Source organism: Arthrobacter mobilis (assembly GCF_012395835.1).
Lineage (GTDB): Bacteria > Actinomycetota > Actinomycetes > Actinomycetales > Micrococcaceae > Crystallibacter > Crystallibacter mobilis.
This window is the reverse complement of the sequence record NZ_JAAZSQ010000016.1, coordinates 67,799-89,305: the sequence shown is the minus strand read 5'-3', so window position 1 is coordinate 89,305 and position 21,507 is coordinate 67,799. Positions and strand designations below refer to the sequence as shown.

The 21,507-nt window shown below is 68.9% G+C and carries 19 protein-coding genes; 4 read left to right on the top strand and 15 right to left on the bottom strand.

The window, feature by feature from the left end:
- Positions 1-33 precede the first annotated feature (33 nt).
- From gap to HGG74_RS15125, 11 genes are all read right to left on the bottom strand, one after another.
- Positions 34-1,041, bottom strand: a complete 1,008-nt coding sequence (gene gap, locus HGG74_RS15175) for a type I glyceraldehyde-3-phosphate dehydrogenase (protein WP_168487665.1) — start codon at positions 1,039-1,041, stop codon at positions 34-36.
- Between the two features lie 184 nt (positions 1,042-1,225).
- Entirely contained in the window at positions 1,226-1,855 is a 630-nt protein-coding gene (locus tag HGG74_RS15170) for a superoxide dismutase (RefSeq protein WP_168487663.1), read from the bottom strand.
- A 162-nt stretch (positions 1,856-2,017) separates the two neighbouring features.
- The gene (gene whiA / locus HGG74_RS15165; RefSeq protein WP_168487661.1) at positions 2,018-2,998 is read right to left on the bottom strand and encodes a DNA-binding protein WhiA; all 981 of its coding nucleotides are present in this window, start codon (positions 2,996-2,998) and stop codon (positions 2,018-2,020) included.
- A 38-nt stretch (positions 2,999-3,036) separates the two neighbouring features.
- Positions 3,037-4,086, bottom strand: coding sequence for a gluconeogenesis factor YvcK family protein (locus tag HGG74_RS15160; protein ID WP_168487659.1), 1,050 nt, complete (start codon positions 4,084-4,086; stop codon positions 3,037-3,039).
- Positions 4,087-4,986 (bottom strand): RNase adapter RapZ, encoded by a 900-nt coding sequence (gene rapZ, locus HGG74_RS15155; protein WP_168487658.1) that lies wholly within the window; start codon positions 4,984-4,986, stop codon positions 4,087-4,089. It lies immediately after the preceding gene.
- A gap of 58 nt (positions 4,987-5,044) precedes the next feature.
- Positions 5,045-7,045 (bottom strand): excinuclease ABC subunit UvrC, encoded by a 2,001-nt coding sequence (uvrC, locus tag HGG74_RS15150; protein ID WP_168487657.1) that lies wholly within the window; start codon positions 7,043-7,045, stop codon positions 5,045-5,047.
- 59 nt (positions 7,046-7,104) lie between these two features.
- On the bottom strand, positions 7,105-7,773 hold the full coding sequence (locus HGG74_RS15145; protein WP_168487656.1) for a lysophospholipid acyltransferase family protein: 669 nt from the start codon (positions 7,771-7,773) through the stop codon (positions 7,105-7,107).
- A 4-nt stretch (positions 7,774-7,777) separates the two neighbouring features.
- On the bottom strand, positions 7,778-8,506 hold the full coding sequence (locus HGG74_RS15140; RefSeq protein ID WP_312856866.1) for an HAD hydrolase-like protein: 729 nt from the start codon (positions 8,504-8,506) through the stop codon (positions 7,778-7,780).
- A gap of 102 nt (positions 8,507-8,608) precedes the next feature.
- Complete coding sequence (locus HGG74_RS15135; protein WP_168487655.1) at positions 8,609-9,004, bottom strand: VOC family protein; 396 nt, start codon at positions 9,002-9,004, stop codon at positions 8,609-8,611.
- A 47-nt stretch (positions 9,005-9,051) separates the two neighbouring features.
- Entirely contained in the window at positions 9,052-11,949 is a 2,898-nt protein-coding gene (gene uvrA / locus HGG74_RS15130) for an excinuclease ABC subunit UvrA (protein ID WP_312856865.1), read from the bottom strand.
- Positions 11,950-12,022: 73 nt separating this feature from the next.
- Complete coding sequence (locus tag HGG74_RS15125) at positions 12,023-12,406, bottom strand: GntR family transcriptional regulator (RefSeq protein ID WP_168487653.1); 384 nt, start codon at positions 12,404-12,406, stop codon at positions 12,023-12,025.
- A gap of 190 nt (positions 12,407-12,596) precedes the next feature.
- On the opposite strand from HGG74_RS15125, the gene HGG74_RS15120 reads away from it, so the two are divergent.
- Positions 12,597-13,247: an MBL fold metallo-hydrolase gene (locus HGG74_RS15120; protein ID WP_376766145.1), complete on the top strand. Its 651-nt coding sequence runs from the start codon at positions 12,597-12,599 to the stop codon at positions 13,245-13,247.
- Between the two features lie 15 nt (positions 13,248-13,262).
- Here HGG74_RS15120 and HGG74_RS15115 read toward each other — a convergent pair whose 3' ends face one another.
- Genes HGG74_RS15115 through HGG74_RS15105 form a run of 3 tightly spaced genes read right to left on the bottom strand, consistent with a single transcriptional unit; the run spans position 13,263 to position 15,147 of the window.
- Complete coding sequence (locus HGG74_RS15115; RefSeq protein ID WP_205761988.1) at positions 13,263-13,979, bottom strand: PIG-L deacetylase family protein; 717 nt, start codon at positions 13,977-13,979, stop codon at positions 13,263-13,265.
- On the bottom strand, positions 13,976-14,758 hold the full coding sequence (locus HGG74_RS15110) for a trans-aconitate 2-methyltransferase (RefSeq protein WP_168487652.1): 783 nt from the start codon (positions 14,756-14,758) through the stop codon (positions 13,976-13,978). The genes HGG74_RS15115 and HGG74_RS15110 overlap by 4 nt, the downstream gene beginning before the upstream one ends.
- 8 nt (positions 14,759-14,766) lie before the next feature.
- Positions 14,767-15,147, bottom strand: a complete 381-nt coding sequence (locus HGG74_RS15105; RefSeq protein ID WP_168487650.1) for a VOC family protein — start codon at positions 15,145-15,147, stop codon at positions 14,767-14,769.
- A 106-nt stretch (positions 15,148-15,253) separates the two neighbouring features.
- On the opposite strand from HGG74_RS15105, the gene HGG74_RS15100 reads away from it, so the two are divergent.
- Complete coding sequence (locus tag HGG74_RS15100; RefSeq protein WP_168487648.1) at positions 15,254-17,809, top strand: DEAD/DEAH box helicase; 2,556 nt, start codon at positions 15,254-15,256, stop codon at positions 17,807-17,809.
- A gap of 89 nt (positions 17,810-17,898) precedes the next feature.
- On the opposite strand, the gene HGG74_RS15095 is transcribed toward HGG74_RS15100, so the two are convergent.
- Complete coding sequence (locus HGG74_RS15095) at positions 17,899-19,449, bottom strand: AAA family ATPase (RefSeq protein ID WP_168487647.1); 1,551 nt, start codon at positions 19,447-19,449, stop codon at positions 17,899-17,901.
- Between the two features lie 123 nt (positions 19,450-19,572).
- On the opposite strand from HGG74_RS15095, the gene HGG74_RS15090 reads away from it, so the two are divergent.
- Both HGG74_RS15090 and HGG74_RS15085 read left to right on the top strand, forming a co-directional pair.
- Positions 19,573-20,112: a GNAT family N-acetyltransferase gene (locus tag HGG74_RS15090; RefSeq protein ID WP_312856867.1), complete on the top strand. Its 540-nt coding sequence runs from the start codon at positions 19,573-19,575 to the stop codon at positions 20,110-20,112.
- 53 nt (positions 20,113-20,165) lie between these two features.
- Entirely contained in the window at positions 20,166-21,428 is a 1,263-nt protein-coding gene (locus HGG74_RS15085; RefSeq protein WP_168487686.1) for an alpha/beta fold hydrolase, read from the top strand.
- Positions 21,429-21,507: the final 79 nt, after the last annotated feature.

Below are 21,507 nucleotides of genomic sequence, written 5' to 3'. Positions count from 1 at the left end.
CTTTAGCCGCGGGTGTGCGAGATTAAAGCCGGGTTAAAGCTTGGATGCCACCAACTCGGCAAGGTCGACGAGCCGGTTGGAATAGCCCCACTCATTGTCATACCACGCCAGCACCTTAACTTCGTTGCCGATGACTTTGGTCAGGCCCGCGTCGAAGGTACATGAAGAGGGGTCGCTCACAATGTCCGCGGACACCAGCGGATCCTCGGTATACGTGAGGATGCCCGCCCACTGCTCCTGCGCGGCGGCGTCCCGGTAGGCCTCGTTGACCTCCTCGACGCTGACCTCACGGGAGACGGTGGCAGTCAGGTCGGTGATCGAGCCGGTGGGCACGGGCACGCGCAGGGCGTAGCCGTCCAGCTTGCCCTTCAGTTCCGGCAGCACCAGGCCGATCGCCTTGGCCGCCCCGGTGGTCGTCGGGGTGATGCTCAGGGCGGCCGCGCGTGCCCGGCGCAGGTCCCGGTGCGGGCCGTCCTGCAGGTTCTGGTCGGCGGTGTAGGCATGCACCGTGGTCATCAGGCCGCGCTCGATCCCGAAACGGTCGTTGAGCACCTTGGCCAGCGGCGCCAGGCAGTTGGTGGTGCACGAGGCGTTGGAGATGATGTGGTGGGCGGCGGGATCGTACCGGCCGTCATTGACCCCCATGACGATAGTGATGTCCTCGTCCTTGGCCGGGGCGGAAATCAGCACCTTCTTCGCGCCGGCGTCCAGATGCTTGCGGGCATCCCCTGCCTTGGTGAAGAAGCCGGTGCATTCGATCACAACGTCGACGCCAAGCTTGGCCCACGGCAGCTGCGCCGGATCCCGCTCGGCCAGCACCTGCACCGCGGCACCGTCGACGACGATATTCCCGTCCTTGGTTTCGATGCTTTCGGACAGCCGCCCCATGATGCTGTCGTATTTGAGCAGATGGGCGAGGGTGCGTGCGTCGGTCAGGTCATTGACGGCGACTATGTCAAGATCCGCCTGCCGGGCCAGGGCCGCGCGGAAGAAATTGCGTCCGATGCGCCCGAAACCGTTAATTCCCACACGAGTAGTCACTTGAATCTATCTCCTTGCATCGGCGGATAGTTCGGACCTAGCGCGGCCGTCCGTCCCGCCGCCCGCGAACATGCGGCGGGGCGCCCGGCCCTAGCTGGCTGGAAGGCGCCCCGGCCGCAGGGGCGTGCGGGACAGGCCTTCCAGCCAACATCTTAGGCCCAAAGCGCGCCCATGAGGATGGTGGCTACTTGCCCAAGGTGATCAGGGAAGCAGCTCCGCTGCGGGCGGCGTCGAAGCGGGCGGCCACATCGGCCCAGTTCACGATGTTCCAGAAGGCCTTGACGTAGTCGGCCTTGACGTTCTGGTAGTCGAGGTAGAAGGCGTGTTCCCACATGTCCAGCTGCAGCAGCGGGGTCGTGGCCACCGGCACGCCGTTCTGCTGGTCGTACATCTGCTCGATGACCAGGTTCCCGCCGAGCGGCTCGTAGGCCAGGATTGCCCAGCCCGAACCCTGGATGGTGGTAGCGGCACCGGTGAAGTGGCCGCGGAAGCTGTCGAAGGAACCGAAGTACTCGTCGATGGCGGCGGCGAGCTCGCCGGTGGGCTTGTCACCGCCGTCCGGAGAGAGGTTGTTCCAGAAGATGGAGTGGTTGATGTGCCCGCCAAGGTTGAACTGCAGGTCCTTCGACAGCTTCGCCGCGGCGGCGGCCTCGCCGTTGGAGCGGGCCTCGGCCATATTCTCCAGGGCGGCGTTGGCCCCGGCCACGTAGGCGGCATGGTGCTTGCTGTGGTGCAGCTCCATGATGCGCGCCGAGATGTGGGGCTCCAGGGCCGCGTAGTCATAGGGCAGTTCAGGCAGTTCGTACTTCGTCACGAAACCCTCCGTAGATACTCCGGCCGCCGGCGGCGGCCTGTCGATTGACCAACCGGACGGCGGTTCCGTCCGGAAGCTTGGCGCTGGCCGTCAACGGCCCGCCCCGGGTCGGGCCCGGGTAGTCCCCAGTCTAGTGGGAGGCCGGTCGACGCCAGGGATGTTTCACCCGTCCAGCATGTCAGGCGTCACGCTGGCCTCCGTGCCGGGAATGCCCAGCTCTACAGCCCGCTTGTCCGCCATCGCCAGCAGGCGCCGGATGCGCCCGGCGATCGCGTCCTTAGTCATGGGCGGATCCGCCAGCCGGCCCAGTTCGTCGAGGCTGGCCTGCTTATGGGCTACGCGCAGCTCGCCCGCATAGCGCAGATGGTCCGGCACGTCCTCGCCCAGGATTTCCAGCGCGCGCTCCACCCGTGCCCCGGCGGCGACGGCGGCCTGCGCCGAACGGCGCAGATTGGCGTCGTCGAAATTGGCCAGTCGGTTGGCCGTGGCCCGCACCTCCTTGCGCATCCGCCGTTCTTCCCAGACCATCAGGGCGTCGTGGGCGCCCATCCTGGTCAGCAGCGCGGCGATGGTGTCGCCGTCCCGGATGACCACGCGGTCCACACCGCGGACCTCGCGGGCCTTGGCCGTGATCCCCAGCCGGCGGGCGGCGCCCACGAGGGCCAGGGCAGCCTCGGGACCCGGGCAGGTGACCTCCAGCGAGGAGGAGCGGCCGGGCTCGGTGAGCGAACCGTGCGCCAGGAACGCGCCGCGCCAGACGGCCTCGGCGTCGGCGGCTGAACCGTTGACGACCACCGAGGGCAGGCCGCGCACCGGCCGGCCGCGCGCGTCCAGCAGGCCGGTCTGCCGGGCCAGCGACTCTCCGTCGCGCACCACGCGGACCACATAGCGGTTGCCCCGGCGCAGACCGCCGCCGGAGACAACGATGATTTCGCTGTTGTGCCCGTAGACCTCGGCAATGGCTGCGCGCAGGCGGCGGGCCGTGGCGGTCAGGTCCACCTCGGCTTCAATGACGATGCGGCCGGAAATGATGTGCAGCCCGCCGGCGAAGCGGAGCATCGCGGAAACTTCCGCCTTCCGTACCGAGGACTTCTTGATTTCCAGGCGGGAAAGCTCATCCTTGACTGCTGCCGTCAGCGCCATCGAACCGGTCCTTACTTACTTAGTGCTTATGCGGCTGGCTAGGCATGCGCATGCTCTGCGCTGCCTCCGAAAATGTCATGGTAGGCCGCGGCCAGCCGCAGGGGATCATGGACGGGGAGCCCGCCCAAGGTTCCCACTTTACCGAACACCGCCTGTGCCCCGAGCCGTCCGGCCGCCTGCTCGAAGCGCCCGCGGTCCTCGACGGCACCCGGATCGGCCAGGACGTAGTCGAATCGCATCTCCGGCGCGTAGCGCTGGATCACCGCCAGATGGTCCGCGGCGCTCATCCCGGAAGTCTCCTTGGTGTCGGTGGCCAGGTTCATGGTCAGCACGCGCCGCGCCGTGGTCCGGCAGAGGGCGTCCCGCAACTGCGGCAGCATCAGGTGCGGCAGCACGGAGGTGTACCAGGAGCCCGGCCCCAGGATCACCCAGTCCGCCAGTTCGATGGCCTCCAGCGCCTCGCCGCAGGCCGGGGCGTCCGCCGGGATCAGCCTCACGTCGTTGACGTGGCAGTCCTTGCCCACCGCGGCCAGCTTGGACTGGCCGGTGACGGTCTCGGTGCGCAGCCGCCCATCGGGGGTTTCGGTCAGCACGTCCCCTTCGATGGTCAGCGGCACCGTGGCCATCGGCAGGACCTGGCCGCGGGCGCCGAGCAGGGCGCCGGCCCACTGCAGCCCGGCCACCGGATTGCCCAGCAGCTCCCAGAGCGTGACGATCAGCAGGTTCCCGACGGCGTGGTTGTCCAGGCTGCCTTCGGAGTGTTCGGCGGACTTGAAGCGGTGCTGCATGACATCGCGCCAGGTGCGCCCCCACTCGGTGTCGTCGCACAGGGCCGCCAACGCCATCCGCAGGTCCCCCGGCGGCAGCACCCCCAGTTCCCGCCGCAGCCGGCCCGAGGACCCGCCGTCGTCGGCTACCGTTACCACTGCCGTCAGTTCGGTGGTCAGCAGCCGCAGCGCGGCCAGCGAGGCGGAGAGCCCGTGCCCGCCGCCCAAGGCCACCACGGCCGGCGGTTCCTGGTACCTGGTGCCGGTCCCGGCCGGCTGGGGCAGGGGAATGCGCGGCAGCGATCCGGTGAGCAGGGCCACTTACTCGCGTCCCAGGTCCCGGTGCGTCACCGTGACTTTGACCCGCGGCAGCTGGGCCAGACGCTTGGCCAGCTCCTCGGCCACCGCCACCGAGCGGTGCTTGCCGCCGGTACAGCCGACGGCGATCGTGGCGTAGTGCTTGTTTTCCTGCCGGTAGCCTTCCAGCACCGGCTCGAGGGCGTAGACATAGCGCTTGACGAATTCGGCGGCACCGGAATCGACCAGGACGAAATCGCTCACCTGCTTTTCCAGCCCGGTGTGTGGGCGCAGCGCCGGGACCCAGTGCGGGTTGGGGATGAAGCGGGCATCCGCCACATAGTTCGCGTCCACCGGCAGGCCGTACTTGAAGCCGAAGCTCATCACGTTCAGGCGCAGGGTGATCGGGCCGTCATCGGAGAACAGCTGGGTGATTTCGGTGGCCAGGGCGTGGACGTTCATGTCCGAGGTGTCCAGGACCAGGTCGGCGCTGTCCTTCAGCCCTGCCAGCAGCCGGCGCTCGGCGCGGATGCCGTCCGAAATCCGGCCCCCGCCCTGGAGCGGGTGTGGCCGGCGGCCCTGTTCGAAGCGGCGCACCAGCACCTCGTCGGAGGCATCCAGGAACAGCACCCGGTGGTTGATCGCGCTGGAGGCCAGGCCGTGCATGGCATCCTGGATGTCGCGGAACAGCGCCTGGCTGCGTACGTCGATCACCACGGCCAGCCGCGGGAGCGACTCCGGGGTGCGGGCCACGAGTTCGGCCAGGGTGCCGAGCATTTGCGGCGGCAGGTTGTCCACCACGTACCAGCCATGGTCCTCCAGCGCGTGGGCGGCGGTGGTCCGCCCGGCACCGGACATGCCGGTCACCACCAGCAATTCGGATTCCGCCGGCTTAACGGGCGTGAAATCCTCTTCCGTCGACATGTAGCCTTCCCGTCCAGATCCCTGCGCAGCGGATGTTCCTGCGCCGCCTCAAGCCTAACTAAGATTCCAGGATTTCGCCGGTGGCCATGTTCACCGCCGGTGCCTGCTCCCCCGCCCCGTCCAGGCCCGGCGCGGCCTCGGCAGCGTCCAGCTGGCGCCGGATGGAGGCGGCCAGGGCAGGTCCGATGCCGGGCACCTGCTGCAGCTGCTCCACGCCGGCGGCCTTGAGCCGCTTGGCCGAGCCGAAATGCTTCAGCAGTGCCTTGCTCTTGGCCGGCCCCAGGCCCTGGATCCCGTCCAGAACGGAGACTGTCATGGACTTGCCCCGCTTCTGCCGGTGGTAGCTGATGGCGAAGCGGTGCGCTTCGTCCCGGATGCGCTGGAGCAGGTACAGCCCCTCGGAGGCGCGTGGCAGGATGACCGGGAATTCGTCGTCGGGCAGCCAGACTTCCTCCAGCCGTTTGGCCAGGCCCACCACATGGATGCCGGTGATGCCCAGATCTGCCAGTGCCCGGGAGGCGGCAGCAACCTGCGGCGGGCCGCCGTCGACCACCACGAGGTTGGGCGGGTAGGCGAACTTGGCCCGCGGGGCGGGCGTGGTCGTGTCCGCCAGCACCTCGCCGCCACCCCTGTCCGCTGCCGGCTGCTTCGACGCCGCTTGGTCCGCCAGATAGTTGCGGAAGCGCCGGCTGATCACGTCGTACATGGAGGCGGTATCGTCCCGGGCCGCGTCCCCGGTGATCGCGAAGCGCCGGTAGTCGGCCTTCTTGGGCAGCCCGTCCTCGACCACCACCATCGAAGCCACCACATTGGTGCCTTGGACGTGCGAGACGTCGAAGCATTCGATCCGCAGCAGGGGAACAGGCAGACCCAGCGCCTCCTGCAGTTGCTGCAGTCCGGCCGAGCGCGTGGTGATGTCCCCGGCCCGCCGGCTCTTGTGCAGCGCCAGGGCCTGGTCGGCGTTCTCCTGGACCGTGGCCAGCAGCGCCGCCTTGTCCCCGCGCCGGGGCACCCGGATTTCCATCCGGCTGCCCCGCAGCCCGCGCAGCCACTCTTCGAGTTCGACGGCATTTTCCGGCTCGGAGGGCAGCAGCACCTGGCGGGGGATGCGGTCCGGCCCCTCGGCGTCGCCGTAGACCTGCTGGAGCAGATGCTCCACCAGGTCCGCCGGCGTGCTGTCCTCGACCTTCTCCACCACCCAGCCGCGCTGGCCGCGGATCCGCCCGCCGCGCACATGGAAGACCTGCACCGCGGCCTCGAGCTCGTCCTCGGCCAGGGCGAACACATCGGCGTCGGTGTCCTCGGACAGCACCACGGCGTTGCGTTCGAAAACCTTCTTCAGCGCCGCGATGTCGTCCCGGTAGCGGGCCGCCGACTCGTAATCGAGCTCAGCGACGGCAGCAGCCATTTTCTTTTCCAGGGCAGTAATGAAGCGTCCCGCCTCCCCGCCCATGAAGGCGCAGAACTCCGCCGCCAGCGCCTTGTGGTCCTCGGGCGAGATCCTGCCCACGCACGGCGCCGAGCACTTGTCGATGTAGCCGAGCAGGCAGGGCCGGCCGGTGGCCTCGGCACGCTTGAAGACGCCGTTGCTGCAGGTGCGCACCGGGAACACCCGCAGCAGGGTGTCCACCGTTTCGCGGATGGCCTTGGCCGGATAGAACGGACCGAAGTATTTGGTGCCCTTGCGCCGTTCCCCGCGCATCACCTGGACCCGGGGAAACTTCTCGGACATGGTCACAGCCAGGTACGGGTAGGACTTGTCGTCCCGGAACATGATGTTGAACCGGGGCGTGAATTCCTTGATCCAGGTGTATTCCAGCTGGATGGCTTCGAGCTCGCTGCCCACCACCGTCCATTCCACCGAGGCGGCGGTATGCACCATGGTCCGGGTCTTGGGCTGCAGCGTTCCCGGGGACGCAAAGTAACTGGTCAGCCGGGACCGCAGGTTCTTCGCCTTGCCCACGTAAATGACGCGCCCGTGCTCGTCCCGGAACCGGTAGACGCCGGGGTTGGTAGGGATGTCGCCCGTCCGCGGCCGGTAGCTGGAGGGGTCCGCCATGACTGCTCTTCTGTTTCCCGCTAGGTTCGCTGCTCTGTCCGCTGTGGTTATCGCTGTGGCTATTCCGTGGACTTGGTCTGGTTGTACGTGCTGGCCCGCTCCTGGCCGCTCAGCTCGGCAATCGCATCCATGATCTTGTCCGTCGCCGCCCGGCGTGCGGGCAGCGAATGGTCTGGTCCCACTTTATCGAAATACAGCGGGGTGCCGACCTTCATGGTGAAGTGCCGGGGCGTGATCCTCATGCTGTCCGCCGGCTGCAGCTTGTCCGTGCCGATCAGGCCCACCGGCAGCACCGGTGCCCCGGTGGTCAGCGCCAGCCAGCCCACCCCGGTGCGGCCCCGGTAGAGCAGCCCGTCACGGGAACGGGTTCCCTCCGGATAGATGCCAAAGGCCTCGTTGCGTTCAAGGACCTCCAGGGCCGTCTGCAGCGCAGCCACGCTGGCAGCCTGCTCCCCCCGCTCAACCGGGATCGAGCCCACGCTACTGAAGAACCACCGCGAGAACATGCCCTTGGGGCCCTTGGCCGTGAAGTATTCGGCCTTGGCGAAGAAGGCGACCTTCCGCGGCATCAGCGCCTGGACAATGATGCTGTCCAGGAAGGACTGATGGTTGGGGGCAACGATGACCGGCCCCTCCTTGGGGAAGTTCTCCAGCCCCTCGACAGTGGGACGGCAGGTGCTGCGGATGGCGGCGCGGAAGGTGGCCCGCGTGGCTTCAAAGAACTCCATCGCCCTACCGACCCGCCGCCGGCCCGGCCACGGCAGCCATGCCTGCCAACTGCATCAAATGCTCCTCCAACTCCTCTGCGCTGCGGACGACGGCGGCCGCCCCGGCCGCTTCCAGCTCACCTTCGGCGGCGAATCCCCACGCGACTCCCAGCGCCGGAATCCCATGGTGCACGGCTGCTTCGACGTCGAAGTGGCGGTCCCCCACCATCATCGCCGGAACCGGCAGGTCACCGCCGGCAGCGGCAGCCCCGGCTGCCAGCGCCGCGGCCACGATCTGGATCTTGCCGTGGCCGGCGGCCGGCGTCCCGTCCGTGTCGTCGAGTTCGGCGCCGTGGACGCTGTCGAAGTATCCGGACAGCCCCTGCACCCGCAGCAGCTGCACGGCAATCGGCGCCGGCTTCTGCGTGGCCACGGCCAGCCGGAAGCCCCGCTCCCGCAGCCGTCCCAGCAAGGCTTCGGCCCCCGGGTAGACCCGGCTCGCGGCCATTCCGCGCTCCCGGTATTCGCTCCGGTACAGCCGGATCACCTCGGCTACCCGCTCCTCCGGCACCGCTGCCAGCCGGCGCAGGGACTGCCCCAGGGGCGGCCCGACCATGGAGTCCAGCACGGCCGCGGGCGGAACCGGCAGGCCGGCCGCCGACAGTGCCCTCCCGATGCCTCCGGTAATGGCTCCGGCCGGGTCGACCAGCGTTCCGTCGAGATCGAAGAGCACCAGGGCCGGAAAGGAAGTCACCAAGGCATTTTTCCACACCAGCAGGGCGTTTGCGCACACGCATGCCCGGGCGGGAATACTTCGCCGGCCCCGGCGGGCACGGACCCGCGCCCGGACTGTCCGTCAGGACGACGGCGGCAGCCGGTCCAAAAAGTGCCGGCTGTACACGAAGCCCAGCACATTGCCGTAGGGGTCCACGACCGAAGCAGTGACCAGGCCGTCACCCCGGTCGGTCACCGGCTCAAGCTCCCGGGCGCCAGCGGCCAGTACCCGGTCGCGGAAGCCGGCGACGTCGTCGACATGCCAGTAGACGATGGCGCCCCCAGGATCGATCGCGTGGCCGACGGGAGCGTCCTGGGCGTCGATCAGCACCAGTTCCTGCTCATAGTCGCCGATCCGGAACTGCGCATAGCCGGGCCGCTGGACATAGGGCCCGTGGCCGAGCAGCTCCGTGTACCACTGCACCGCTGACGGCAGGTCGGTGGTCCAGAAACTGACAGTGCTTATTCCGCGCAGCATGCACGGACGCTACAGCACCTCCGGACCGGCAGGCAATGCCCCGGGAGTCACCCCAGGATCTCCGCCAGGAACCTGCCGGTATGGCTGATCTCTGCCTTGGCTACCTCTTCCGGGGTGCCGGAGGCGATGATCTGCCCGCCGCCGGAGCCGCCGTCAGGGCCGAGGTCCACGATCCAGTCGGCGCTCTTGATCACGTCCAGGTTGTGCTCGATGGTGATCACGGTGTTGCCCTTGTCCACCAGCGACTGCAGCACCAGCAGCAGCTTGCGGATGTCCTCGAAGTGCAGGCCGGTGGTCGGCTCGTCCAGGACGTAGATGCTGCGGCCGTTGGAGCGCTTCTGCAGCTCGCTGGCCAGCTTCACCCGCTGCGCCTCGCCGCCGGAGAGGGTGGTCGCCGGCTGGCCCAGGCGCACGTAGCCGAGGCCGACGTCGACCAGGGTGTTCAGGTGCCGGGCGATCGGGGTGAACGCGGCGAAGAACTCCGCGGCCTCCTCGATGGGCATGTCCAGCACATCGGCGATCGTCTTGCCCTTGTAGTGCACCTCGAGGGTTTCCCGGTTGTAGCGCGCACCGTGGCAGACCTCGCAGGGGACGTAGACATCAGGCAGGAAGTTCATCTCGATCTTCAGCGTGCCGTCGCCGGAACAGGCCTCGCAGCGGCCGCCCTTGACGTTGAAGGAGAACCGCCCGGGCAGGTAGCCGCGGACCTTCGCCTCGCTGGTTTCGGCGAAGAGCTTGCGGATGTGGTCGAAGACCCCCGTGTAGGTGGCCGGGTTGGACCGCGGCGTGCGGCCGATCGGGCTCTGGTCCACATGGATGACCTTGTCCAGGTGGTCCAGGCCCTCGACCCGGGTATGCCGGCCGGCCACGTGCTTGGCGCCATTGAGCTTGTTCGCCAGCACCTTGTACAGGATGTCGTTGACCAGCGTGGACTTGCCGGAGCCGCTCACCCCGGTAACCGCGGTGAACACGCCCAGCGGGAAGGCTGCGTCGATGCCGCGCAGGTTGTTCTCGCGGGCGCCGACCACCTTGAGCTGGCGCTTTCGGTCCACAGTGCGGCGCTCCGCCGGTACTTCGATTTTGCGCCGGCCGGCCAGGTAGTCCCCGGTGATGGATTGCTCGTTGTCCAACAGCTCCTTCAACGGACCCGAGTGCACCACCTGCCCGCCGTGCTCACCTGCGCCCGGACCGATGTCCACGACCCAGTCCGCTTCGTGGATGGTGTCCTCGTCGTGTTCGACGACGATCAGCGTGTTGCCCAGGTCCCGCAGCCGGGTGAGGGTTTCGATCAGCCGGCGGTTGTCCCGCTGGTGCAGGCCGATGGAGGGCTCGTCCAGCACATACAGCACGCCGACCAGCCCGGAACCGATCTGGGTGGCCAGCCGGATGCGCTGGGCCTCGCCGCCGGAGAGCGTGCCGGCGGCGCGTTCCAGGTTCAGGTACTCCAGGCCGACGTCGAGCAGGAACCGCAGCCGGGCCTGGATCTCGATCAGCACCTGGTGGGCAATCTGCGCCTCGCGCCCGGACAGCGTCAGCGCGCCCAGGAAGTCGCTGCATTCGCGCAGCGGCAGCGCGCAGACGTCGGCGATCGACTTCCCGTTGATCAGCACGGACAGCGACGCCGGATTCAGGCGCGCGCCGTTGCACTCCGGGCACGGAATCTCGCGCATGTACTCTTCGTAGCGGTCCCGGGCGTTGTCGGACTCAGTTTCCTGGTGCTTGCGCTGGATGTACTGCACCGCCCCCTCGAAGCCGGTGCTGTACTTGCGCTCCCGGCCGAAGCGGTTGCGGTACTGGACTACCACCTTGTGGTCCTTGCCGTGCAGCACCGCCTTGCGGACCTGGGCCGGCAGCTTGGCATACGGGGTATCCATGGAGAAGTCCATCTCGTGGGACAGCCCCTCCAGCAGCCGTGTCCAGTACTCGAGGGTCGCCGTGCCCAGGGCCCAGGGCGCAATCGCCCCTTCCGCCAGGCTCAGCGACGGGTCCGGCACCACCAGGTCCTCGTCCACCTCCAGCTTGGACCCGATGCCGGTGCAGGCCGGGCAGGCACCGAAGGGATTGTTGAAGGAGAAGGACCGCGGCTCGATCTCGTCGATCGCCAGCGGATGCTCGTTGGGGCAGGCCAGGTTCTCCGAGAACGCCCGGGTCCGGCCCGGCGCCTCCTCGTCCAGGTCCACAAAGTCGGCCAGCACGCGGCCGTCGGCCAGTCCGAGAGCGGTCTCCACCGAGTCGGTCAGGCGCTGCCGGATGCCGTCCTTGGCCACCAGCCGGTCCACCACCACCTCAATGGTGTGCTTGAACTGCTTGCCGAGCTTGGGCGGCTCCGTAAGCTGGATGAGCTTGCCGTCCACCATGGCGCGGGAGTAGCCCTTCGCGGAAAGTTCACGGAACAGCTCCACGAACTCGCCCTTGCGCCCGCGCACTACCGGGGCCAGGATCTGGAAGCGGGTGCCTTCCTCGAGCTCGAGCAGCTGGTCCACAATCTGCTGCGGAGTCTGCCGGGCCACCGGCTCGCCGCAGACCGGGCAGTGCGGCCGGCCCACGCGCGCCCAGAGCAGGCGCATGTAGTCGTAGATTTCGGTGATCGTGCCCACGGTGGAGCGGGGGTTCTTGCTCGTGGACTTCTGGTCGATCGACACCGCGGGCGAGAGCCCCTCGATGAAGTCCACATCCGGCTTGTCCACCTGGCCGAGGAACTGCCGGGCGTAGGCGGAGAGCGATTCCACGTACCGGCGCTGGCCCTCGGCGAAGATGGTGTCGAAGGCCAGGGAGGACTTGCCGGAACCGGACAGCCCGGTGAACACGATCATCGAGTCGCGCGGCAGATCCAGGTCGATGTTGCGAAGGTTGTGTTCGCGGGCGCCCTTGACCACGAGGCGTGACAAATCGGGCTTGGCGGCGTGGCTCAGGACGGAACTTGCGGATTCACTCGCTTTAAGCACGCCTACCAGTCTAGTCGAAACTTCTTTCGAACCTGCCCGCGGGGGCGGGCGACGACGGCGGCCCGGTGGTGCGCTACTGCGCGGCCAGCCGTTCCACTGCGGCCTTGACCGCGGCGAGCGCCGCGGCGGTCTCGATCCCTTGCGCGTGGACCACGCGGGCGAAGTCCTCCGCGGCCGCGGCGAGCAGCTGGCCGGAACGGGCCGCGCCGGCGCTGACCACTGTTCCGGCCCGCCCCTGGGTGTCGACCCGGCCGGCCGTCTCCAGCTCCCGGTAGGCGCGGGCCACGGTGTTGGGCACCACGCCCAGGTGCTCGGCCAGCTTGCGGACCGGCGGCAGCTTCGTCCCCACCGGCAGTTCACCGCTGTCCGCCGCCTCGATGATCCGCAGCCGCAGCTGTTCGAAGAGCGCGACAGCACTGTCCCGGTTCAGCCGCCAGTCGAATTGATCAGCTTCCATTCCCCCGCCCCGCCTGCCCCTTGTCCTCCAGCGTTGTCCCCGGCCCCCATACGCCGGCACCACCAGAATGACATCCCCGCCGCAGATCGTCGACAGCCAGCCGCTGGCGCCGTCCACCCTCCGGTAGCGTCTACCGGCCTCCCAACCCCTCGCTCCGCTTGGGGCGGGGCCCTCCCGTAGACTGGGCCGCATGATCGACCTCACCGACGTGACCATCCGCAGCGTGTCCGTCAGCGCCATGGACAACAACGTGTACCTGCTGACTTCCAAGACCTCCGGGGACCAGGTGCTGATCGACGCCGCGGACGATTTCTCGGCCATCCGGAAGCTCCTGGACGAAGGCGCCGCGGACTACGCGCAGGGCGGCACCGGCCAGGCCCAGGTGAAGCTGATCGTCACCACGCACAGCCACTGGGACCACGTCCGCGCGCTCACCGAGGCGGTCGAGGCCACCGGTGCCCCGACGGCGGCCGGCACCGAGGACATCGATGCCATCGCCGTGCCTACGGACATTGCCCTCGAACACGGCGACATCCGCTGGTTCGACGGCTTCGAACTCGAGGCGATCAAGCTGCGCGGCCACACCCCCGGCAGCGTGGCCCTGCTCTACCGGGACCCGCACGGCCCGGCCCATCTGTTCACCGGCGACTCACTGTTCCCCGGCGGCGTTGGCAACACCGACAAGGATCCGGCGCGCTTCGCCTCGCTGTACCGGGACGTAGTGGACCGGGTCTTCGCCTACCTGCCCGATGACACGGTGGTCCACCCGGGCCACGGCAAGGGCACCACCTTGGGAGCCGAACGGCCGCACCTGCAGGAATGGAAAGAGCGCGGCTGGTAGAGAGTGGGGCAGGCCCTAGGTCAGGAACAGTTCGAAGGCCACCCGGGCTCCGGCCTCGTCCGGCCCGGTGACCATCCGGACCTGTTCCAGGGCCTGCTCGCGCACCGGCCGCGGGCTGAGCGCCTGCAGGTAGCGCTCGTGTGCCATCAGGGAGGCCAGAGCCTTCTCCACGCTCTCCCTGCCCACCGGGACGGCGTGCGTCGGCTGCGAGGATACCACCGCGACCCAGCGCACGCCGGCATGCGGCGGCAGGCCGGCCTCGGCCAGCTCGGGAAAGATCCACTCGTTGGCGGCATCTGCCACCGCGTTGAGCACGGAACGGCCGAAGACCTGGTGGTCCTGGGAGTTCCAGCGTCCCGGGGCCCAGGTTTCCCGGTGGTTGAGCGTGACCACCCCGTCCGGGCGGTAGCGGCGGATCGCCCGGGCGAGATCGCGGCGCAGGTCCAGGGTCTGCTCCAGCCGCCCGTCGGGATAATCCAGGAAGACCAGGTTGTCCACGCCCACCGCGGCACAGGCGGCCCGCTGCTCGGCCTCCCGCAGCGGGCCTGATTCGGCCGGGGGCAGCCCGGCAATGCCTGCCTCCCCGCTGGTGGCCAGCACATAGGCGACCTGCTTGCCTTGGCCCGTCCATTCGGCCACCGCTGCGGCCGCCCCGTACTCGGCGTCGTCCGGATGGGCCATGAGCACCAGCGCCCGGTCCCAGTCCGTGGGCATCGGCTCCAGTCCGCTCATGCAGGGCCCTGTTTCTGGCCGACGGCGAAGATCCGCCGGAAGGAGTAGATGGTGCCGTACGGGGTGGCCGGGTAAGCCTCGCGGAGCATCCGGGCGAATTCCGCTTCGAAGGCCCGGGCTTCCTCCTCGTCTAGGGCTGCGAGCAGCGGCCGGAGCCCGGCGCCGCGCACCCATTCGAGGACCGGGTCCTGGTCGTGCAGGACGTGCTCGTAGATGGAGGTCCAGGCCTCCGCCTCGCAGCCGCCTTCCAGCAGCAGGCGCAGGTAGTCCAGCACCGATCCCACGGCGTTCTCGTGCCGGAGCACTCCGGAGAGCCTGTCGTGCCAGCGCGGCGAATCTGCGAGCGCGCGCATCAGCGCGTGCGAGGGGGCGTCGAAATTGTCCGGCACCTGGATGGCCAGCCAGGCGCCGGCCTGCATCTGCTGCAGCCACCGGCGCATCATCTCCAGGTGGCCGGGAACCCACTGCAGGGCTGCGTTGGACACCAGGACGTCAAGGCCCGGCGGCGGCTCCCAGTTGGCGATGTCCCCCTCGGCAAATTCCAGGTTGGGTTCGTCCTGGATCTGCCGGGCCTGCCGGAGCATCTCGGGAGCGGAGTCCACGCCGATGACCCGGGCACCGGGCCAGCGGCGCGCGAGCGAGGCGGTGAGGGTGCCCGGGCCGCAGCCCAGGTCCACCACCAGGCGCGGCTCGGGGCCGGTGATCCGGGCGGTCAGGTCGTAGAACGGCAGGCTGCGGTAGTCGGAGAACTCCCGGTACTTGTGCGGATCCCAGTCCATGGTCCGCCCTAGGCGCTCTGCCACAGGCCCATCACGTTGCCTTCGCTGTCCTGGAAGTAGGCGAAGTAGCCCATGTCCATCACCGGCTGCCTGGGCACCACGGTCGAGCCGCCCTGGGTGCCGATCTTCTCGAGCGTGCCGTCGATGTCGTCGACGTCGATAGTGATGACCGGGCTCCTGGGCGCGTTGTCACTGCGCTTGAACATGCCGCCGTTGATCGCTCCGGGTTCCAGCGGCATGCCCTGCTCGTCGGCGGGGGTCGTTCCGACCGCAATGTAGTCGACCTCCGGCATGGGACTGAGGTTCCAGCCAAAGACCGAGCGGTAGAACTCCGACGCCCTGCCCGTATCGTCTGCCGGTATCTCGAAGTGCACAACCCGTCCGCTCATGGTGGCCTCCTGAAGCCTTGGTGCGCCCGCTGCGCGGCCCGTCCGCGCAGGACTCAGCCTAGGGCGTACAACGGGCAGGGACCAGACATCATAAGCTGGAAGGAACATGAATCTTCTTGACCAGCTGCCCGCAGCCTCCGCCGTCTCCTCCACCGACCCCGACCGAACCTACACCTCGTTCGTGGAGTGGGTGGAAAGCCGGAACATGGAGCTCTACCCGGCCCAGGACGAGGCCGTCATGGAGTTGGTCACCGGCAACAACGTCATCCTCGCCACGCCCACGGGCTCGGGCAAGTCCATGGTGGCTGTCGCCGCCCATTTCCATGCCATGGCCACGGGGCAGCGCAGTTACTACACGGCCCCGATCAAGGCCTTGGTCTCGGAGAAGTTCTTCGCCCTGTGCGATATCTTCGGGCCGGAGAACGTGGGTATGGTCACCGGGGATTCCGCCGTGAACCAGGACGCGCCCATTATCTGCTGCACGGCGGAAATCCTGGCCAACATCGCGCTGCGCGAGGGCGCGGACGCCGACCTGGGCCCGGTGGTGATGGACGAGTTCCACTACTACTCGGATCCGCAGCGCGGGTGGGCCTGGCAGGTGCCGCTGCTGGAGCTGCCGCAGGCGCAGTTCCTGCTCATGTCCGCCACCCTCGGCGACGTGGCCCGGTTCGAGAAGGAGCTCACCGAGCTCACCGGCAGGGCCACCACCACCGTCAGTTCGGCGGAACGGCCGATCCCGCTGCACTACTACTACGTGACGACCACCGTGCAGGAATCCCTCGAGGAACTGCTGGCCACCAGGCAGGTGCCGGTGTACGTGGTCCACTTCAGCCAGGTCGAGGCCATCGAGCGCGCGCAGAACCTGATGAGCATCAATGTCTGCACCCGCGAGGAGAAGGACCGGATCGCGGAGCTGATCGGCAGCTTCCGCTTCGCCGCCGGCTTCGGCAAGACGCTGAACCGGCTGGTGCGCCACGGCATCGGCGTCCACCACGCCGGCATGCTGCCCAAGTACCGCCGGCTGGTGGAGCAGCTGGCCCAGGCCGGCCTGCTCAAGGTCATCTGCGGCACCGACACCCTGGGCGTGGGCATCAATGTGCCGATCCGCACCGTGCTGCTGACCGCCCTGAGCAAGTACGACGGCGTGCGCACCCGGCTGCTGAACGCCCGGGAATTCCACCAGATCGCCGGCCGCGCCGGCCGGGCCGGCTACGACACCGCAGGCACCGTCGTCGTCCAGGCCCCCGAACACGTGGTGGAGAACACTAAGGCGATGGCCAAGGCCGTGGCCAAATTCGGCGACGACCAGAAGAAGCTGCGCCAGGTGGTGAAGAAGAAGCCGCAGGCCGGGTTCGTCAGCTGGGGCGAGGCCACGTTCAAGAAGCTGGTGGAAAGCGACCCGGAGCCGCTGACCTCCAGCTTCACGGTCAGCCATGCCATGCTGCTGAACCTGCTGGAACGGCCCGGGGATCCGTTCGCCGCCGCCCGGCGGCTGCTGACCCGCAACCACGAAACCCGGCCCGCGCAGCTGAAGCTGATCAGGCGCGCCCTGGGGATCTACCGGGAGCTGCTGGCCGCCGGCCTGGTGGAACGCCTGGAGGCACCGGACGAGGACGGGCGGATGGTCAGGCTGCGGGTCCACCTGCAGGAGAACTTCGCCCTGAACCAGCCGCTGGCCCCGTTCGCCGTCGCCAGCCTGGAGCTGCTGGACCCTGAAGGCGGCAGTTATGCCCTGGACGTGCTCTCGGTGATCGAGGCGATCCTGGAAAAGCCCCGGCAGATCCTCGCGGCCCAGGAAAAGAAGGCCCGCGGCGAGGCGGTGGCCGCGATGAAGGCCGATGGGCTGGAGTATGAGCAGCGCATGGCCCTGCTGGAGGAGGTCAGCTATCCGCAGCCGCTGGCCGACCTGCTGACCCAGGCCTTCGAGACCTACCGGCGCGCGGCTCCCTGGGTCGGCGACTTCGAGCTGTCGCCCAAGTCGGTGGTCCGGGACATGTACGAGCGGGCGATGAACTTCGGCGAGTACGTCCAGTTCTACGGGCTGGCCCGCAGCGAGGGCATCGTGCTGCGGTACCTGACGGACTGCTACAAGGCGCTGCGGCAGACCGTGCCCACCGAGGCGCTGCGCGAGGACCTCGAGGACATCATTGCCTGGCTGGGCGAACTGGTCCGCCAGGTGGACTCGAGCCTGCTGGACGAGTGGGAGGAGCTCGCCTCCGGCGCCGGGGCCGCGGACCTGGCCGCCGAGCATGCCGCTGAGTCCGTCCTGACCAAGGAACCGCCCCGGCTGACCGACAACATCCGTGCCTTCCGGGTCATGGTCCGCAACGAACTGTTCCGCCGGGTGGAGCTGTTCGCGGACGAGGATGAGGAGGCCCTCGGCGCGCTGGATGCCGATTCCGGCTGGGACGCCGGCCGCTGGGCGGAGGCGATGGACGGGTACTTCGAGGAGTATGAGGACATCGGCACCGGGCCCGACGCCCGCGGCCCGGCCCTGCTGATCATCGACGAGGGCCCGAAGGTATGGCAGGTCCGGCAGATCTTCGACGATCCGGCGGGCAACCGCGACTGGGGCATCAACGCCGAGGTGGACCTGGCGGCCAGCAATGAAACCGGCACCGCCGCGGTGACGGTCCTCTCCGTCGGCCCGCCCCTGCCCTGAAACACCGGCAGGCGGATGGACTCTGCAGAAAAATTGGCCAGCAGGCGTCCCGTTGAAGGAACGTCCTGCCAATTGCTTCCTGGGCGGACCTACTCCTCGGGATCCGCGGGACTCTCCGGGGCCTCGGCGTGCAGCTCCGGTCCCCCGGTATAGCCGGCCATGGTGCCGCGGCCGCTGAACGTCCTGCCGGACAGCGGCGCATAGGCGAAATAGCCGGACGAGGCTGCCGGGTCCGGCCCGGCCTCCTCGCTCCGGACGCCCCCGGCGCTGCCGAGCAGGCTGCGGGTCAACGCCTCGCCGTCGCTCATCAGCTCTTCGGCGGCGTCGAGCAGGTGCGGGTCCGCGGGATCGGTGCCGGAGAGCGCCGAGGCGACGACGGCGCGGCGGACAAGTTCCCGGGCGAAGGAAGCAGTGGTTCCGGCGGTCAGTTCCGCCGCCCGGGCAATGGCATCGTCGCTGAAGGCAAGCTCCCGGGCATACAAACGCAGCAGCGCCGCCCGCTCACCGGCTTCGGGGAGCGGGACCTGGACGGCGAGGTCGACCCTGCCGGGACGCTGGGCCAGCGCGCGTTCAAGCATGTCCACCCGGTTGGTGGTCAGCACAAAGGCGACGTCGGCGTCGTCGTCGAGCCCGTCCATGGCGTCCAACACCTCGAAGAGCAGGGGCTGCGGCCCGTGGCCGAAGCTGCGGTCCCCGGCGATCAGGTCGCAGTCCTCGAGGATGATCATGGACGGCTGCAGTGCCCTGGCCATCCGCGCCGCTTCGGCAATGAATGCCAGAGACCCGCCGGAGAGAATGATCGCCGTCGTACCGTCGCTGCGGCCGAGCAGGTACCGCACGGTGTGCGTCTTGCCGGTGCCCGGCGGCCCGTACAGCAGGATGCCTCGCTTGAGGTGCTGGCCCAGGCCGCGCAGCTGCTCCCGGTGGCCGCCAAGCTCCACCGCGTGGCGACTGATCCGGTCCAGCAGCCCCTCGGGCAGGACCACGTCCGCGGCAGCCAGCCGCGGACGTTCGTGGAAGGTGACTCCGGAGCCGGAATCGCCGAAGGGGTCCATGGTCAGCGAGACAACCTGTCCCTTGAGCACGCTGCGCGTTTGCATGTCCGCGCGGAACGCCGCCAGGAAGGCGGCCACGTGCCGCGGGTCCCGGCCCAGCACCTCCAGCAGCGCCGCGTTCTGTCCGTAACGCGGATTGGCAGCCCGGATCAGCACCGCCAGCGGCTCCCCGCCGGGACCGTGCCTAAACAGCCGCAGCCCCAGGGACACGGCCTGGCGCTGCCGTGCCGGTCCGACCGCAACGTTGGCATAGTCGGGCTGGGACAGCGGGAACTGCGGATAGTGCCGGGACTGCTGGAGCATATCGCTCAGGGACAAGTGGTGGCGCTGGTCTCCCCCGCCGATTCCCACCAGCCGGTGCTCCGGATCCGCCTCGGCGGCTTCGGCCAGCAGGATGTCGGCGTCGGCGAACCGGTGGCCGGGGACTTCCTCGACCACCACCGGCAGTTCGTCCGCCGGTATGCCCAGGTGTCCGCTCAGCGTTTCGAGCAACTGCTCCCCGCCGGCCGCGCGGGCGTGCTGCCGTTCGGCCAGCCGCACCAAGGCGGCAAAGTCCTCGATGAAAGCCTGAAGTTTCCCCTCCATCTCCCGACCCTACCAGCGGCACGGGCGCCGTCCGGCCGGGACAGGTCACCTGGCGGCCGGTTTGGCGCGGCGGGGAGGGGTTAGGCTCTTGCTATGCCTGAAACTGCCATGCCTGAACCCTCCGTGCCCGACATCCGGCCGGCCCGCGAAGCCGATGTCCCCGCCCTCCTCGAGCTGATTCATGAGCTTGCCGCCTACGAGAAGGAACCTGACGCGGTCAAGACCACCGCCCGGCAGCTGCAGGATGCGCTCTTCGGGCCCCATCCGGCGGTCTTCGCCCACGTGGCCGAGGTGGACGGCCGGGTCGAGGGCATGGCGTTGTGGTTCCGGAACTTCTCCACCTGGGAAGGGGTCCACGGCATCTACCTGGAGGACCTGTACGTGCGACCGGGCACCCGCGGCCGCGGGCTGGGCACGGAGCTGCTGCGCACGCTGGCCCGGTACGCCGTCGACCAGGGCTATGCCCGGGTGGAGTGGGCGGTGCTGAACTGGAACGAACCAGCGATCGGCTTCTACCGCGCCCTCGGTGCCGGGCCGCAGGACGAGTGGACCACCTACCGGCTGACCGGGGAGGCGCTGGCCGCCTTCGGCGCCCGCGACGGAGCTGGCCCGGATCTGGAAGGGAACGGCGACGCCGGGCAGGTTGCGGGGGCGTCCCGGTGACGCCCGGGACCGGCCGGCAGGTGGCCGGACACACGATCACCGGCAGCCACGAGATGCGCGGCCTGCGGACCACCGGGCACTGCTTCACGGTGCCCCTGGACCACGGCCGGCCCGGCGGGGAAACCTTGGAAGTCTTCGCCCGCGAATACGTCTCGCTGGACCACGGCGACGCTACGGAGCTGCCCTGGCTGCTCTTCCTGCAGGGCGGACCCGGCGGCCGCGGCAACCGGGTGACCTCCCTGGGCGGCTGGATGAAGGAAGCGGCGCGCAGCTTCCGCATCCTGATGCTGGACCAGCGCGGCACGGGGCTCTCCTCCCCCGCCACCCGGCAGACCCTGCCGCTGCGCGGGGATCCCGCGGCCCAGGCCGGCTACCTGGCGCACTTCCGCGCGGACTCCATCGTCGCCGACGCCGAACTGATCCGCGGCGCCCTTGGGGCCGGGCCGTGGAGCGTCTTCGGCCAAAGCTACGGCGGCTTCTGTGCGCTGACCTACCTGTCCTTCGCCCCCGAGGGGCTGCGGGAGGTGCTGATCACCGGCGGGCTGGCCCCGCTGGACGGGTCTCTGGACCGGGTCTACCGCGCCACCTTCGCCCGGGTCGAGGAACGCAACCGGGAGTACTTCGCCGCCTACCCGGAGGACCGGGCACTGGTCACCGGAATCGCGCGGCACCTGGAGCAGGTGCCCGAGTACCTGCCCACCGGCGAACGCCTGAGCGTCCGCCGGTTCCAGATGGCCGGGTCCTTCCTCGGCGGCAACACCCGCTTCGACGCGCTCCACTACCTGCTCGAGGACGCCTTCACCCGGACACCGGACGGCCGGCGCCTCTCGGATGCCTTCCTGGCCCAGGTCGGCGCCCTCGTCAGCCGGGCCTCAAATCCGCTGTACGCGCTGGTCCACGAATCCATCTACGGCCAGGGCGCGGCCACGGACTGGTCCGCGTGGCGGGTGCTCCAGGAGTACCCGCAGTTCAAGCCGGAGGCCGAACATCCCCTGCTCACCGGCGAAATGGTCTACCCCTGGTATTTCGAGGAGGATCCGGCGCTGGTCCCGCTGCGCGAAACCGCCGAGCTGCTGGCCAATAAGGCGGACTGGCCCGCGCTCTACTCGCCGGGGCAGCTGGCCGCCAACACCGTGCCGGTGGCCGCCGCCGTGTACCGGGACGACATCTATGTGGACCGCGGCCTCTCCCTGGAAACGGCGGCGCGGGTGCGCGGGCTGCGTGTGTGGGAGACCGCGGAGTTCCACCATGACGGGATTTCCGACGACGGCGAAGGCATCTTCCGCCGCCTGCTCGGCATGTGCCGGCCCGGCTGAGCACCGCCGGCCCTGGACACGGGCCGGTGATCACAGCAAAAGCCGCCGGCACCATCCTGCTGAATGGTGCCGGCGGCTT

Coding starts and splice junctions, on each gene's coding strand:
- HGG74_RS15125 (WP_168487653.1), bottom strand. CDS start 12,406: ATGGAAGCTGATCAATTCGACTGGCGGCTGAACCGGGACAGTGCTGTC.
- rapZ (WP_168487658.1), bottom strand. CDS start 4,986: ATGTCGACGGAAGAGGATTTCACGCCCGTTAAGCCGGCGGAATCCGAA.
- HGG74_RS15095 (WP_168487647.1), bottom strand. CDS start 19,449: ATGGAGGGGAAACTTCAGGCTTTCATCGAGGACTTTGCCGCCTTGGTG.
- HGG74_RS15120 (WP_376766145.1), top strand. CDS start 12,597: ATGATCGACCTCACCGACGTGACCATCCGCAGCGTGTCCGTCAGCGCC.
- whiA (WP_168487661.1), bottom strand. CDS start 2,998: ATGGCGCTGACGGCAGCAGTCAAGGATGAGCTTTCCCGCCTGGAAATC.
- HGG74_RS15145 (WP_168487656.1), bottom strand. CDS start 7,773: ATGGAGTTCTTTGAAGCCACGCGGGCCACCTTCCGCGCCGCCATCCGC.
- uvrC (WP_168487657.1), bottom strand. CDS start 7,045: ATGGCGGACCCCTCCAGCTACCGGCCGCGGACGGGCGACATCCCTACC.
- HGG74_RS15085 (WP_168487686.1), top strand. CDS start 20,166: ATGCGCGGCCTGCGGACCACCGGGCACTGCTTCACGGTGCCCCTGGAC.
- HGG74_RS15105 (WP_168487650.1), bottom strand. CDS start 15,147: ATGAGCGGACGGGTTGTGCACTTCGAGATACCGGCAGACGATACGGGC.
- HGG74_RS15115 (WP_205761988.1), bottom strand. CDS start 13,979: ATGAGCGGACTGGAGCCGATGCCCACGGACTGGGACCGGGCGCTGGTG.
- HGG74_RS15100 (WP_168487648.1), top strand. CDS start 15,254: ATGAATCTTCTTGACCAGCTGCCCGCAGCCTCCGCCGTCTCCTCCACC.
- HGG74_RS15110 (WP_168487652.1), bottom strand. CDS start 14,758: ATGGACTGGGATCCGCACAAGTACCGGGAGTTCTCCGACTACCGCAGC.
- HGG74_RS15135 (WP_168487655.1), bottom strand. CDS start 9,004: ATGCTGCGCGGAATAAGCACTGTCAGTTTCTGGACCACCGACCTGCCG.